This is a genomic window from Rossellomorea orangium, from assembly GCF_019334305.1.
Classification (GTDB): Bacteria; Bacillota; Bacilli; order Bacillales; family Bacillaceae_B; genus Rossellomorea.
Genome location: NZ_JAHWGH010000008.1, coordinates 170839 through 183482, shown reverse-complemented (window position 1 = coordinate 183482; position 12644 = coordinate 170839). Strand labels below are relative to the sequence as shown.

At 43.1% G+C, this 12644-nt stretch carries 14 protein-coding genes and 1 riboswitch; of the genes, 4 read left to right on the top strand and 10 right to left on the bottom strand.

The genetic code is table 11. The annotated features are described in order from the left end of the window. Positions 1-580: 580 nt before the first annotated feature. Positions 581-1345: a TIGR01457 family HAD-type hydrolase gene (locus KYJ26_RS04425; protein ID WP_219166202.1), complete on the bottom strand. Its 765-nt coding sequence runs from the start codon at positions 1343-1345 to the stop codon at positions 581-583. 105 nt (positions 1346-1450) lie between these two features. Further along, complete coding sequence (locus KYJ26_RS04420) at positions 1451-1888, bottom strand: DUF86 domain-containing protein (protein ID WP_219166201.1); 438 nt, start codon at positions 1886-1888, stop codon at positions 1451-1453. Between the two features lie 133 nt (positions 1889-2021). Here KYJ26_RS04420 and KYJ26_RS04415 point away from each other — a divergent pair, with 133 nt between their 5' ends. Then, complete coding sequence (locus KYJ26_RS04415) at positions 2022-2291, top strand: DUF3055 domain-containing protein (RefSeq protein ID WP_219166200.1); 270 nt, start codon at positions 2022-2024, stop codon at positions 2289-2291. Positions 2292-2361: 70 nt separating this feature from the next. Further along, entirely contained in the window at positions 2362-2670 is a 309-nt protein-coding gene (locus tag KYJ26_RS04410; RefSeq protein WP_219166199.1) for a cytosolic protein, read from the top strand. Between the two features lie 43 nt (positions 2671-2713). Here the strand turns inward: KYJ26_RS04410 and KYJ26_RS04405 are convergent, their stop codons facing one another. Beyond that, entirely contained in the window at positions 2714-2989 is a 276-nt protein-coding gene (locus KYJ26_RS04405; RefSeq protein ID WP_206856811.1) for a YutD family protein, read from the bottom strand. A 103-nt stretch (positions 2990-3092) separates the two neighbouring features. Between KYJ26_RS04405 and KYJ26_RS04400 the strand changes: the two genes are divergently transcribed. Further along, positions 3093-3833, top strand: coding sequence for a YhcN/YlaJ family sporulation lipoprotein (locus KYJ26_RS04400; RefSeq protein ID WP_219166198.1), 741 nt, complete (start codon positions 3093-3095; stop codon positions 3831-3833). Positions 3834-3908: 75 nt separating this feature from the next. Here KYJ26_RS04400 and lipA read toward each other — a convergent pair whose 3' ends face one another. Then, the gene (gene lipA / locus KYJ26_RS04395; protein ID WP_219166197.1) at positions 3909-4826 is read right to left on the bottom strand and encodes a lipoyl synthase; all 918 of its coding nucleotides are present in this window, start codon (positions 4824-4826) and stop codon (positions 3909-3911) included. Between the two features lie 218 nt (positions 4827-5044). On the opposite strand from lipA, the gene KYJ26_RS04390 reads away from it, so the two are divergent. Continuing rightward, positions 5045-6049 carry a M23 family metallopeptidase gene (locus KYJ26_RS04390; RefSeq protein ID WP_219166196.1) on the top strand — a complete coding sequence of 335 codons (1005 nt, stop codon included), beginning with the start codon at positions 5045-5047 and terminating at the stop codon, positions 6047-6049. Between the two features lie 39 nt (positions 6050-6088). Here the strand turns inward: KYJ26_RS04390 and KYJ26_RS04385 are convergent, their stop codons facing one another. The 6 genes from KYJ26_RS04385 to KYJ26_RS04360 all read right to left on the bottom strand — a co-directional run bounded on the left by KYJ26_RS04385 (position 6089) and on the right by KYJ26_RS04360 (position 12644). Further along, the gene (locus tag KYJ26_RS04385; RefSeq protein ID WP_201714229.1) at positions 6089-6196 is read right to left on the bottom strand and encodes a methionine/alanine import family NSS transporter small subunit; all 108 of its coding nucleotides are present in this window, start codon (positions 6194-6196) and stop codon (positions 6089-6091) included. Position 6197: 1 nt separating this feature from the next. Beyond that, positions 6198-7724 (bottom strand): sodium-dependent transporter, encoded by a 1527-nt coding sequence (locus tag KYJ26_RS04380; RefSeq protein ID WP_219166195.1) that lies wholly within the window; start codon positions 7722-7724, stop codon positions 6198-6200. A 284-nt stretch (positions 7725-8008) separates the two neighbouring features. Continuing rightward, positions 8009-9571 carry a Na+/H+ antiporter NhaC family protein gene (locus KYJ26_RS04375; protein WP_219166194.1) on the bottom strand — a complete coding sequence of 521 codons (1563 nt, stop codon included), beginning with the start codon at positions 9569-9571 and terminating at the stop codon, positions 8009-8011. 115 nt (positions 9572-9686) lie between these two features. Beyond that, positions 9687-9869, bottom strand: a riboswitch (Lysine riboswitch). Between the two features lie 79 nt (positions 9870-9948). Next, positions 9949-10713 carry a sporulation protein YunB gene (yunB, locus tag KYJ26_RS04370; RefSeq protein WP_219166193.1) on the bottom strand — a complete coding sequence of 255 codons (765 nt, stop codon included), beginning with the start codon at positions 10711-10713 and terminating at the stop codon, positions 9949-9951. A 58-nt stretch (positions 10714-10771) separates the two neighbouring features. Then, on the bottom strand, positions 10772-11884 hold the full coding sequence (locus KYJ26_RS04365) for an HD-GYP domain-containing protein (protein ID WP_219166192.1): 1113 nt from the start codon (positions 11882-11884) through the stop codon (positions 10772-10774). 457 nt (positions 11885-12341) lie between these two features. Further along, a complete protein-coding gene (locus KYJ26_RS04360) occupies positions 12342-12644 on the bottom strand; it encodes a YunC family protein (protein WP_219166191.1) in 303 nt (100 codons plus the stop codon).

Sequence of the window (12644 nt, the reverse complement as noted above, 5' to 3'; positions counted from 1 at the left end):
CCCTTTTAAAAATTCTTTAGAAATGACGTGGAATGTTTCGAAAATCAAGCTAAGAAACAGTGACTTTCATTCTTAAAGTTGTTTGCATTCGTAAAGAATAGTTAGAAATTGAAAAGGTATCAATGCTAATAGTCCCCTACTACCTTTGATGTTTACCCTAGTTTTATACCTTTACACTTAATTCCGAAATATTTTTTAAAAAAATCGAAAAAATCTTTACTTTCTCTCTTCAGTTTCTGTTTTCTGGTCCTTCTGAGTACTCAAATATTGGAAAGATTAAAGTTAGTTAGAGGAAAACCACATAATACAATAGGAGTATAATTTACGTTCTTACTACCATACTTTCAACAATAGCTATAGAGGCGGAAATACTGTTAGCGAAAAGGACCGTGACAAAGGTCCCCTGAAGTATAAATAGTATTTTGCTTACTTCTTTTCACACTAGTTCTATTTTACTTATACAGACGTGTGTTGTCTATTATGAATGTGTTACTAATTTAAGACATTTTTTCTATTTGAGTACTCAGCAGGGCTAATAAAGAGGTGGGGGCTGCAGTGCAGCCTCCATATTTTTTGGTTATTATATATCCCATTGGTCCAATGTTTCAATTGTATAGGTTGGCTGAATATGCTTTTTACTTAATGCCTCTTTCGTTGTGACACCTGTATGAACAAGCAAGGTATCGAGCCCTGCTTTTATTCCAGCCAGAATATCCGTGTCATAATTATCTCCAACCATCAGCGTATCTTCCTTCTGCACGCCCAGGACAGATAGTGCCTGTTCCATGATGATGGACTCCGGCTTTCCTATAAAAATCGGATCGGTCTGAGTGGACACAGTCACCACAGAGGTCAAGGAACCATTCCCAGGAAGCAGCCCCCGCTCTGTCGGAATTGCGATGTCCCCATTCGTTGAAATGAACGTGGCCCCATTCCTCACTCCCAAGCAAGCGAGTGACAGCTTCTCATAATTGATCTCACGGTCGATGCCCACCACAACGAAATCAGGTTTATCTTCCTGAAACATAATGCCGTGTTCTTGAAGGGCAGACCGTATCCCTTCCTCACCAATGACATAGGCAGTCCCGTTCGGCTTTTCTTTCGCCATATACTGAGCAGTCGCCATGGATGTTGTAAATACTTGTTCCTTCTCTGCCGGGATGTCAAATGAACGCAACTTCTCAGCTACCTGCTCAGGTCTCCGCGAAGAATTATTTGTGACGAACAGATAAGGTACGCCTTTTTCCTGCAATCGTCTTACAAAGTCACCGGCTTCCTCGATCTTCTCTTTCCCTTTATACATCGTCCCATCGAGATCGATTAAATATCCTTTATATTCTTTCATCTTGTAGTACCTCCATAACGTTATGTTTAGTATGTCCATTATTCAGTATGGCATTGAATGAAAAATAAGACAGCGCCCCTAAATAGAAAGCGCTGTCAAATACTCTTAATTTTTAAATGCCGATACAGGACCCAGTTCGTTTTCCAGGTAGTTTCGGACCTGTGTTGGGAATTGGTTCAGCGTTTCGGACACTTCATGTAAGGTTGTATGTAACTTTTCGTGATCAACACATGTGTAATCCTGGACCAGTCGTTTCCGCTGCTCGACGAGACGTTTAAGGTCTTCACTCATGCTGTCAGTGATCACCTTTTCATCAAGGAGAATGTCAATGATATCCTCATAGCTGCCGGGATCCCTCATGATAAATCCATCGATCATGCTGTTTCCAACATCCAGAATGGATTCTATAATGACGTGGGCACTCCTCTCCAGTGCAAGCTTTTCTAATGTAGAGTTCCACTGCTCATGACGACTGACAATCGTAAGCTGCTCACTCATATAGACCAGAATTTCTTCAATCTTTTCCCTGTCTACAAAATACATGATGCACACCTCTTTCTTGGACAAAATCCTCACACTTTATTTTAACATAATTTCTGCATCATTCAGATACATCCTGCAATTCCCGCTCTGGTTTGGTATGATGAAATGAGCAGAAAAAGAGGAGGACATCGTGATGAGTGAACGCTTTTATTTATATGATGATATGGAAAACACTAAAACCCGGTTCGTAAGTTTCATGGGGGAAAGTCAACGGTATGACCTGGCCATTACTCAGACGGAACGGTATTACGGGAAATCATTAGTACTGGACCTTCAAGGCAATCGTTTTGCCATTATGGGAAGGGATGACCTGGATGAACCCGGCTATATAGAAAGTGTATTTAAATTAACAGATGAAGAAGCAGAAGAATTAAGGGACTTTTTGGGTGAAATTATCCTATAATCAATTGCTCCCGAGAGAATGAACTCCATCTCCCCCTCACATACTAATGGTATGAAAGGTGGGAGATCAAATGAGTAAAAAACGCGACTACAAGGATAAAGAGGAAGAAGTATACAGTGATTTCTCAAATGTAGAAACGTACCGCAATTTCATCGTACCTGAAACCCTTCCCGAAGGTCCCTATGGTTCTCCAAGAGGAAAGCATACCCCTGTCGAAAACAAAAGCACCCCGTGGGAAGAAGGCCAACGCTATTATAGTGCCTTCAATTATGAAAATAAATCCCTCCATCAGGATATACCGCGACAGGAACCAGGTTCACACCCTGTTCATGCCGACCCTGATGTAAACGAAGAACCCCCCTATACTGAAAATAAGTAAAAAGAAAGGAACAAACGGTCACCGTTTGTTCCTTTCTCACCCTTTATTTATTGACTTTCTTCACGAGAAAATAAGCGCATCCGAAATTGCAGTATTCATATAAATAATCCTTATGAGTACTTACCTTTGTATCGAAAGAAGCCTTTTGATTGTGATCTTCAAAGAACCCCTTCAGCCTGAGCTGTCCATATCCCCAATCGCCGAGGATATAATCGTACTTGCTTAAAATATCGCTATATCTTTCCTTAAACGCTTCTTCGTTGAATCCATCTCTGAATTCGTCGACGATTTCATAGCATGTGTTCTGCACGCAAATCACCTCTGTCCACCCACTTTCGTTTCCTTATCTTAAATTATAACGGATTGTCCATTAATTTCTATGAAAAATTACCATACGAGATGGTCACCCTATCAAATAGGGGGTGTTTAAGTTGAATAAATTAATTCTAGGTACGACGGTTCTGAGCATTACGCTAATCGGAACTGCCTGTAATGGCATTGACACGGCCAATGAAGAAATGTTCCACGAGAATGGAAATACAATCAACGTCAGGGACAGGGAAGACCTGTATAACGAAGACAGCTGGACCAAAAAAGGAGCCCACAGAGGGGAAGACTTCGGTTACGTCCGACAGCAGAAAAGTCCCACCGGTGGTCAAAACATCTCCAGGAAGGATATGTACAGCATCAATCGCGAACAGGTAGCAGACAGCATCAGCAAGATGAGTGTCGCTCTTCCTGACGTGAAAGATTGCTCTACCCTTGTGACGGACGAAGAAGTTCTTGTCTCCTATGTGACCGACAAAAAAGATAAAGACGGCCGTTTTGAAGTAGCCGATCAGGTAAAGAAAACGGCCATGTCCGTCATCCCACGCTGGTACCATGTCTATGTGACCGATGATAAGTCTTTGATGCGGAATGTCGAAAACCTGGCCAAAATGGATAGTGACAGCAAAAACGCCAATACAGCCATTGACGACACCATCAACCTAATGCTGAAAGATTCTCCACAAGGAAGAAATGTCGATTCCGGAGAGAATGCCAACGGCGAAATGACATCTGATCAGTACGAAATGCGTGACGATGACACCCATAAAATCAACATGGACCGTCAGAAACGTAATGACTACACTGATACAGGTACTGATAAAATGATGGATTAATCTCCATCTGCTACAAAAAGGACTGACTGTAAGAGTGCAACTCCGACAGGTCAGTCCTTTTCTTGTTATGTGAAATTATGCGTTTTGAACTTCCTGCTCACCTTTGGCTTGTCTTGCTTTGGCTGCTGCGTTTACCTGCTCGTCGGCATGGTAAGAAGAACGGACAAGCGGTCCTGCTTCACAGTGGCTGAAGCCTTTTTCCATAGCGGCTTCACGGAGTTCGGCAAATTCATCTGGATGGTAATACTTTTGAACCTTCAAGTGTTTCTTCGATGGTTGCAGATATTGACCCAAAGTCACAATATCAACATGATTGGCGCGTAAATCATCCATCGTTTCAAGAATTTCTTCCTTCGTTTCCCCAAGACCAACCATGATGCTTGATTTTGTCGGAATATCAGGATTCAGTTCTTTTGCACGGCGCAGGAATTCCAATGTACGATCATAGGTCGCACGTGCTCGAACTCTTGGAGTCAGGCGGCGGACCGTTTCGACATTGTAATTCATGATGTCGGGCTTTGCGTCCATTAATGTTTTAATATTATCAAAAACCCCTCCCATATCTGAAGGCAGTACTTCAATGGAAGTGAAAGGACTCTTACGACGAATGGCTCGAACGGTTTCAGCAAAGACTTGTGATCCGCCGTCTTTTAAGTCATCACGGGCAACAGCCGTAATAACCACGTGCTTCAGATTCATTAATTGTACGGAAACCGCAACACGTTCTGGTTCTTTAAGATCCAATTCAGTTGGTAGACCTGTTTTAACCGCACAAAAACGGCAGGCACGTGTACAAATATCTCCCAGGATCATGAAAGTTGCCGTACGTCTTGTTCCCCAGCACTCATGAATATTCGGACAGCGAGCCTCTTCACAAACAGTATGAAGATTGTTTTCACGCATCATTTTTTTCAAGCCCATATAATTATCGTTCGTATTCAGCTTAATTTTAAGCCAATCCGGTTTACGAATATGTTCATCTTTCTTGCTCATACCCCTCATCTCCAATCCTAAATAATTCTGACTTAGGCAAAGAGTGAAACGCTGTATCGTTCATCCTATGTAAAAAAGCCATCATCAATATACTTCTTTTGTCACTTTATCATACTAAAAAAGTGAAAACAAGCATGCGATACCCTATTACCATTTATTGATGATTATGAATCCCGATGAACGATACAAACTACAAATAGGCCCCTAAAAATGGAGGGATGATTTTGTACAAAAGATTGGTCATACTCATTGTCCTTTTCTCCTTCGTGATAAGTCCAACTCAGGGCTTTGCAGCAGAAAAGCTTACGGATGAGCAGATATACACCAAAAGAATGGAATTGTTTCAAAAGAGCGAGGCCTTGACTCATATTCCCTGGTACTACTTAGCTGCCATTGATCAATATGAACGAAGTCTCCGGTTCGCCCGGAAAGATAGAGAAAAGCCTTCTTCTTATATCTCAATTTATATGGAACCCGAAAAGTGGATTGGCCCTCTGAATCCACGCTCTGATGATGAGAATCCGGAAACCATTGCACTATTCAATGGAATCGGCCGGGACGGAGACCTGGATGGGAAAGCAAGTCTGAAAAATGATGAAGATATTCTTGCTTCCTTAACAGACTTCATACTGAGATATGGTATCGATCGCGATAACTTCAAGCTGGCACTTTGGGATTATTACAAACGGGATAAAACCGTCAGTATCATCATGGGAAATGCCAAAATATATAAACAATACGGAACGATTCATTTGAATAAAAAAGCCTTTCCCCTTCCCCTGAGATTTAACTATAGTTACCGGAACACGTGGGGAGATGCCCGTGGTTGGGGTGGAAGACGGATCCATGAAGGGACGGACCTATTCGCTGATTATGGTGTACCGGTGAGAGCCACCTCATACGGCATCATCGAGATGAAAGGCTGGAACCGTTATGGAGGCTGGCGCATTGGGATCCGTGACATCAATAACACGTATCACTACTTCGCCCACTTGAGTGGCTTTGCCAAAGATCTTCATGTAGGACAGGTGGTCGAGCCGGGCATGGTAATCGGCGGGGTCGGAAGTTCGGGTTATGGACCTCCGGGAACGTCAGGAAAATTCCCTCCCCATTTGCATTACGGTATGTACAAGGATAACGGCCTGACAGAATGGTCGTTTGATCCGTATCCCCATCTACGAATGTGGGAGCGCCAGGACAGAATCGAAAGCAGGAAACATTAAAAAAGCAGACAATGGAGGATCCATCGTCTGCTTCTTCCTTTATACCTGTTTCTTCGATTTGGAAACAGCGTTCATGATACTAGCTGCTAATCCTCCCCAAATGATGACCATTCCGACCACCATCATTGCAATTGCACTTCCAGTCATGTTAGCTTACCTCCTTATAGCTTTCCGCTTCTGTCTTGGAGTGCCAGCGTTTAAATCCGAAAGCGACTCCTACAATAATCGCAAATGCAGCTACAAACCATCCACTGTACATTACGAATGTATCGGAATACCCTCCGTAGTTACCCGTTTCCGTTTCAAATTCTTTCAGTAAATTCATTTTGAATAATCCAAACATCATCCAACCAAGGACTATCGGTGTGATAACACCTAAACATACTTTCCACCATGCACCAAGCTGGATATCAGAAATTCCATTCGCATGGGATTGGAATGCTCCCAGTTTGCGAAGGAACCAGGCTATTACTACCACTTCCACTAATCCTACAAACGCCACTCCGAATTGATTAATGAAGTAATCTGCTACATCCAGGAACAATAGTCCGCCCTGTGTGGCGAAAAGAATAGAGACGATGGCTGAAAGTCCGCCTCCGAATAGTACGGCTTTATTACGTGAAATCCCGAATTTCTCCGAAACGGCTGCTACATAGGTTTCCGATATGGAAATCAATGATGACAGACCGGCAAGGACCAGCGAAGCAAAGAATAAGAAACCAAATACTTCGTTGAATGCCGGGAATTCGTTAATGATCTGTGGGAAGACGACAAACGCTAGTCCTACGCCGCCACTTACTACTTCCTGCACACCAACACCTTGCGATTGAGCCATGAAACCTAATGCGGCAAACACCCCGATACCGGCCAATAATTCAAAGCCTGAGTTACTGAAGCCAGTGATGAAGGCATTGTTCGTAATATCCGATTTTTTCGGAAGATAACTTGAGTACGTGATCATGATGGCAAAGGCAATGGATAAGCTGAAGAATATTTGCCCGTATGCTGCCACCCAAACGCCAGGATCAGCGATTTTGCTGAAGTCAGGTTTGAAGAATGCATCAAGTCCATCCATCGCCCCAGGTAACGTTAAAGCGCGAACAACAATAATTAAGAATAAGATAACAAGTGCTGGAATAAAGATTTTATTCGCTACTTCGATCCCTTTCTTTACTCCTTTGAAAAGGATACCAAGTGTTACGGCCCATACGATGACAAGCGGGATGAATACTCCTGGAACCACGCTTCCCGTCTGACCTGCATCAACCGAAAGTTTTAAATAATCGCTGAACAGGAAGGATTCTGTATCCTTTCCCCAACCTAAGTTGAAAGAAAATACGCTGTACGACATCGCCCAGGCGATAATGACGGCATAATAGGTGGAGATGACGAAGGCAATTAATACCTGCCACCAGCCAAGCCATTCTGTTTTCTTATTAAGACGGAAATAAGATAAAGGTGCTGAACCACGGTACTTATGACCGATTGTAAACTCAAGTACTAATAATGGAATCCCTGCTGTCAAAAGAGCGAATAAATAAGGAATGAAGAATGCTCCCCCGCCATTTTCATACGCTACTGCCGGGAAACGCCAAATGTTCCCTAGACCGATTGCCGATCCGACAGCAGCTAGAATAAATCCTGCCCGTGTACCAAACTGTGCACGATTTTCCATGCTGTTCCCCCCTAGTTCTTTCCAACTACCATTTAATAGGTATTTGAAATTTTTATATTTTCAGATTATTTATAATCTAAAGTCAGTATAGCTAGTTCCGGGACAATTGTCAAAGCTTTATTTTAGTGATTTCATAAGAATTTCACAAAAATCCGGCAGTACTATTTCACTATAAGAATTTTGTCGGAATTTGGAGAATGGGAGGCGATAGAATCATAAAGTGAATTCATCCTCCATACAAGAAAAAAAACCAGAAGCCGGTTGGCTTCTGGTCTTCATTTCCATTATTCTGCAGATGCAGGCTTTGCTTTTTCACCGAACAGAAATGCGATTGCCAGAATTAAAATGATGACAACCACGAGTCCAAGGATGGTGCTTCCCGTAAATCCTAATACCAGGTAACCGATTGCGGCTACTACCGCACCAATAATCGCATATGGAAGCTGCGTGATGACGTGATCGATATGGTTGCTTCCTGCACCTGTAGAGGAAAGGATCGTCGTGTCTGAGATCGGTGAACAGTGGTCACCCAGAACAGATCCCGCAAGCACCGCTGCCATGGCAGGAAGTAAGATCGTTACATCTGACGCTGCAGCAATTTCTCCGGCGATTGGCAGGAGAATCCCGAACGATCCCCAGGATGTTCCCGTTGAGAAGGCCATGATTCCGGCAACAAGGAATAAAATGACCGGCAGTGCCTGCATCGGTAGGTTAGATTGCTCTACCAGACCGGCAAGATACGTTCCTGTTTGCAATTGGTCGATAAGAGTGACGATGGTCCAGGCAAAGATCAGGATGTAAACAGCCGGAAGCATGGACTTGATTCCTTCCAGTACAGCCGTTCCTAGAGCACTTCCTTCAATTCCTTTTAGGCTTACTTGGCGAAGGAAGAAGATCAGGGCAACCACAAGTCCGAATAATCCACCGTATAGTAACGATTTGGTAACATCCGTATTTTCAAAAATAGGCAGTAGATCAAAGGATCCCACCGCTTGATAACCAGTCCATAGCATCATGGAAACTGTACCGATGACAAGAGCCACAATCGGCCAGACAAGATCGCCCACAGATCCTTTTGAGCTGACTGGAAGATCGTTTTTCAATTCACCGGGAATTTCTTTGCCGGGATCATAAAGATCTCCGGTTTCAATGGCACGTACTTCATGCTCTTTCATTTTACCGAAATCAAGACCCTTATAGGCAACCATTACAACAAGTAAGACTGCTGCCCATACGTAAAGGTTCATCGGGATCATTTGAATGAAAGCTGAAAATGCCGTATATTCCGTGATACTGTGAGCAGTAAGAATCGAACCGATGATCCCGATAATATAAGCTCCCCAGCTGGAAATAGGTGAAACAACACAGATCGGAGCCGATGTTGAATCAATGATATAGGCTAATTTTGCTCGTGAAATTCTGTGACGGTCGGTGATGGGCCTTGAAACCTGACCGACAGCAAGGGCATTGAAATAGTCGTCAATAAAAATGATGATACCTAATACCGCAGCCAGAAGCTGTGCACCCTGCCTTGTCTTCACTCGTTTCATCGCCCATTCACCGAACGCGCGGCTTCCGCCTGAGATATTCACAAATGCCGTGATAACACCGAGAATGAGTAAGAAGAAAATGATGTAGACATTCCAGGTATTCAGTCCGCCATCTGCGACAAAGATACCCTTAAAGGCGTCCCATATAAAGCTGAATGTTTTGGGTATTGATAAATCCGCCAACAGAAAGGCAGATGCGACAATCCCTACTCCCAATGAAAGCAGGACCCGTCTTGTGAGTATAACCATAAGAATGGCTAAAAGGGGTGGTAATAATGAGTAAATCGTGTTTTCCATAGTGTCCTCCTCCTATTTGATAGGGGGGAACCATCGTAGCATGACAGAGGATAATAAAAAAAGGCAACGATAGAGAAACTATCATTACCTTTGTTAGTAACGTAAGTGCTCCATCACGATCTGTAGCTCCCCATTATAGAGATTTCCCTATAATGACAGTGTTATCCTTCTTCAAGACAACCCCAGCAAATATCCCTTTGACAAGCATATTTACTTCGGCAAAGATTCCCTTTCATCTGTTTTCTTCGTTGTCATCCTCGAACAGATTACTCTTGAACCCTGCGCCTCTACCCCATCGGACTGATGATGTGGTGTGTTATAAAATTTTCTTTATTAATATAACAAACTATCATTCTTTTGACAACTTTTTTTCCGTACTAATTTGTGGGAATTTCAATGGATGGTCCGGAATCTCCTCCACCATTGTTATAAAATTGCGGTACATCCAGATGAACCGTTCCCATGGCAACCAGGATATCCTGCTTGATCGTTTCGGTTTTCGTTGCAAATGGGATGATGATCTGTACATTTACTTCAAGCTCCACAAATACTTTCACTACTGCGTTATTGATGCCAAACTGCTCTACCGTCGTTTTCACATCGGAACGCACGTCACCGATGGAATGAAAGCGAATGGGTATCTTCGGCCCCAGGTTTCCGAGTAAAACGTTGTTCGTAGCCTGACCTAGAGGGACGGAATACGTAATGCCCTTCGATGCTTTCGACTTCCCTTCATCAATTTCCACTTCAGTGAGGAACTCCAGATTTTCAATATTCCCTGCCTCAGCTTCCTGAAGATTCTGTTGGACCAGATTCGTGATTTCTGCCTGGACCCTGTTGATGGTCTGCGTATTGTATTTAAACGAAACGATATCGCCTTCCTGGTTCTTCACTTCTTCGGTTATATCCGAAATATCCAGTACATCGGCAATCTTCTTATTGATCGCTTTATTAATCACCAGGGTACCAATCCTGCTGGTCTGTGTCTCGGCATAAGCAAGAAGGGTCGGTTTCAACCCTTTGTTAATGATCCATAATCCAAATCCAGTTGAGATCATAAAAAACAAAAATGTAATGATCATCACATGTCGAAAAGGCAGTGGACCTCCTCTTCGGGGTTTGTAGGTTTTGAACTTTGACAAAAAAATCCCCCCTTACAAGCTATTTGTATGCTTGGTAAGGAGAGATTAACGCAAAAATTTATGTAATCTTCAGAGATTGCGGTTCATAATCGGGGTCAAAGCCTGTGATGACCTTATCCAGTTCCTTGCTTAAATCCAAAGGATAAGGAGAATTCAGTTCCTCTCCGCCCACTTCGATGATACGGATCACTGGTCTGTCCGTCACCCCTTTATTTTGATCGGTGACGATCCCTTTCCTCCCATCATTTAGCTCGACGATCATTCCAGTAGGATAGATGGCCACCGATGAACGGAAGGCTTCGATCACTTGGGAATCAAACAGAGATCCAGAACCCGCATACAAGACCTCCAATGCCTGATGAGGAAGCATGGCTTTTCTATAAACTCGATTCGAAGTCATGGCGTCAAATACATCGGCCACAGCGATGATCTTTGCAAAAGGATGAATGTCTTCTCCCTTGATCCCCCGTGGATAACCGGAGCCATCGAGCCTCTCATGGTGCTGGTACGCACAATGGGCGATGATCAGGGATACAGAATGAAGCTGTCTCAGAATGTCAAAGCCATGCTCCGAATGTTTCTTGATTTCACAGAATTCGTCTTCTGTGAGTTTACCCGGCTTGAGAAGGATCTCTTCAGGAACCAGCATCTTGCCGATGTCATGAAGGATCGCCCCCACTCCAAGCTGCTCCAGCTGCTTCTGGGACAGCTTGAGTTCAAGCCCGATGGAAAGCGTATATAACGTTACATTGAATGAATGATGAAAAATATAGGAGTCATATGTAAACACATCTGTCAAAATGGTGAGAAGATCATGGTTCGCCTTGACCTCTGACAGGACGACATCTATCACCTGTTTCAACTGCTTGGCACTATTCTCAATCATAAATAACCCTGGCTGCTCTTTAGAGGTACTTATTTGATTGAAGGCCGTCTCAATATTTTGGATCGCCTGCTGCCGCACTTTACTCGAAACGGACCCCTTTACATGGATTCCACTGGAAAGAGAGTCTTCAATATAGACATACTGAATACTAAGCTCCTTCAACCTGTAAATCATGCGTTCTGTAATAGGAACGTTATCATGAATCAAAGCTTGACCTCTCATATTATATACCGTTGTAGCTAGAACCATGCCGGGTTTTAAAGCCCGAGTTGATATAAGCCTCATAGAATTCTCCTATGTAATTCTTTCATTTTTCGACAAAATTTCCTAGTATCTCCATTATAAAGGATAAAAATGATCTTGCAAGGTGTATTTGGTTAAATATTCATGAAAGAATATTGAAGACATAAGGGGGATTAGATGGGGTTTTATGGATGTGAAGCGGGTTAGATACGGGACTCAATTTCCTTTTTTTGTTAAAATACGCAATTGCGGGTGACTTTGACGCAATAATTAAAATAATGACGCAATTACGGTCGGTTTTGACGCAATAAATCATATAATGACGCAATCACGGTCGATTTTGACGCAATTATCCTTATACCAGCAATGTGAAAATGTGATAAACCCCTTTCTACATGCGGGATCCACCTACCAATAGCTCAAATTCCCCCTTAATGATTCTCTTTCTCCCATAACAAAGACCAGTTACTCTGTTATGAGCACTGGTCATTCTCAACTTTTATATCATCTTTAACAGCGCATCCCTGCCGGCCATCCCTGTATGGATACCGAGATTCGCAGCTTCGTAGGTGATGGACTCCAGTGGCGCATCCAGTAGCTGATCAATGGTTTTCACACCGACCGCTCTTCCGGCGATGATCCCCCTGTCCTTTAACTTCTCATTCAGCAGCGCAACATCAAGTGCCCCACACATGATATATCCTTTTTCACTCGTCACGACGAGGAGATTGGTTTTCGGAAGTTCAACAGATATGGCTGTAAAGGTATGTCCTCCAATGGTAATTGGAGATACATTCATCAT

Excerpts from the sequence above, each read along its gene's own strand:
- KYJ26_RS04415 (WP_219166200.1), top strand. The coding sequence starts at position 2,022 with ATGAGTGAACGCTTTTATTTATATGATGATATGGAAAACACTAAAACC.
- KYJ26_RS04420 (WP_219166201.1), bottom strand. The coding sequence starts at position 1,888 with ATGTATTTTGTAGACAGGGAAAAGATTGAAGAAATTCTGGTCTATATG.
- KYJ26_RS04375 (WP_219166194.1), bottom strand. The coding sequence starts at position 9,571 with ATGGAAAACACGATTTACTCATTATTACCACCCCTTTTAGCCATTCTT.
- lipA (WP_219166197.1), bottom strand. The coding sequence starts at position 4,826 with ATGAGCAAGAAAGATGAACATATTCGTAAACCGGATTGGCTTAAAATT.
- KYJ26_RS04380 (WP_219166195.1), bottom strand. The coding sequence starts at position 7,724 with ATGGAAAATCGTGCACAGTTTGGTACACGGGCAGGATTTATTCTAGCT.
- KYJ26_RS04425 (WP_219166202.1), bottom strand. The coding sequence starts at position 1,345 with ATGAAAGAATATAAAGGATATTTAATCGATCTCGATGGGACGATGTAT.
- KYJ26_RS04385 (WP_201714229.1), bottom strand. The coding sequence starts at position 6,196 with ATGACTGGAAGTGCAATTGCAATGATGGTGGTCGGAATGGTCATCATT.
- KYJ26_RS04410 (WP_219166199.1), top strand. The coding sequence starts at position 2,362 with ATGAGTAAAAAACGCGACTACAAGGATAAAGAGGAAGAAGTATACAGT.
- KYJ26_RS04360 (WP_219166191.1), bottom strand. The coding sequence starts at position 12,644 with ATGATGAATGTATCTCCAATTACCATTGGAGGACATACCTTTACAGCC.
- KYJ26_RS04390 (WP_219166196.1), top strand. The coding sequence starts at position 5,045 with ATGATTTTGTACAAAAGATTGGTCATACTCATTGTCCTTTTCTCCTTC.
- KYJ26_RS04365 (WP_219166192.1), bottom strand. The coding sequence starts at position 11,884 with ATGAGGCTTATATCAACTCGGGCTTTAAAACCCGGCATGGTTCTAGCT.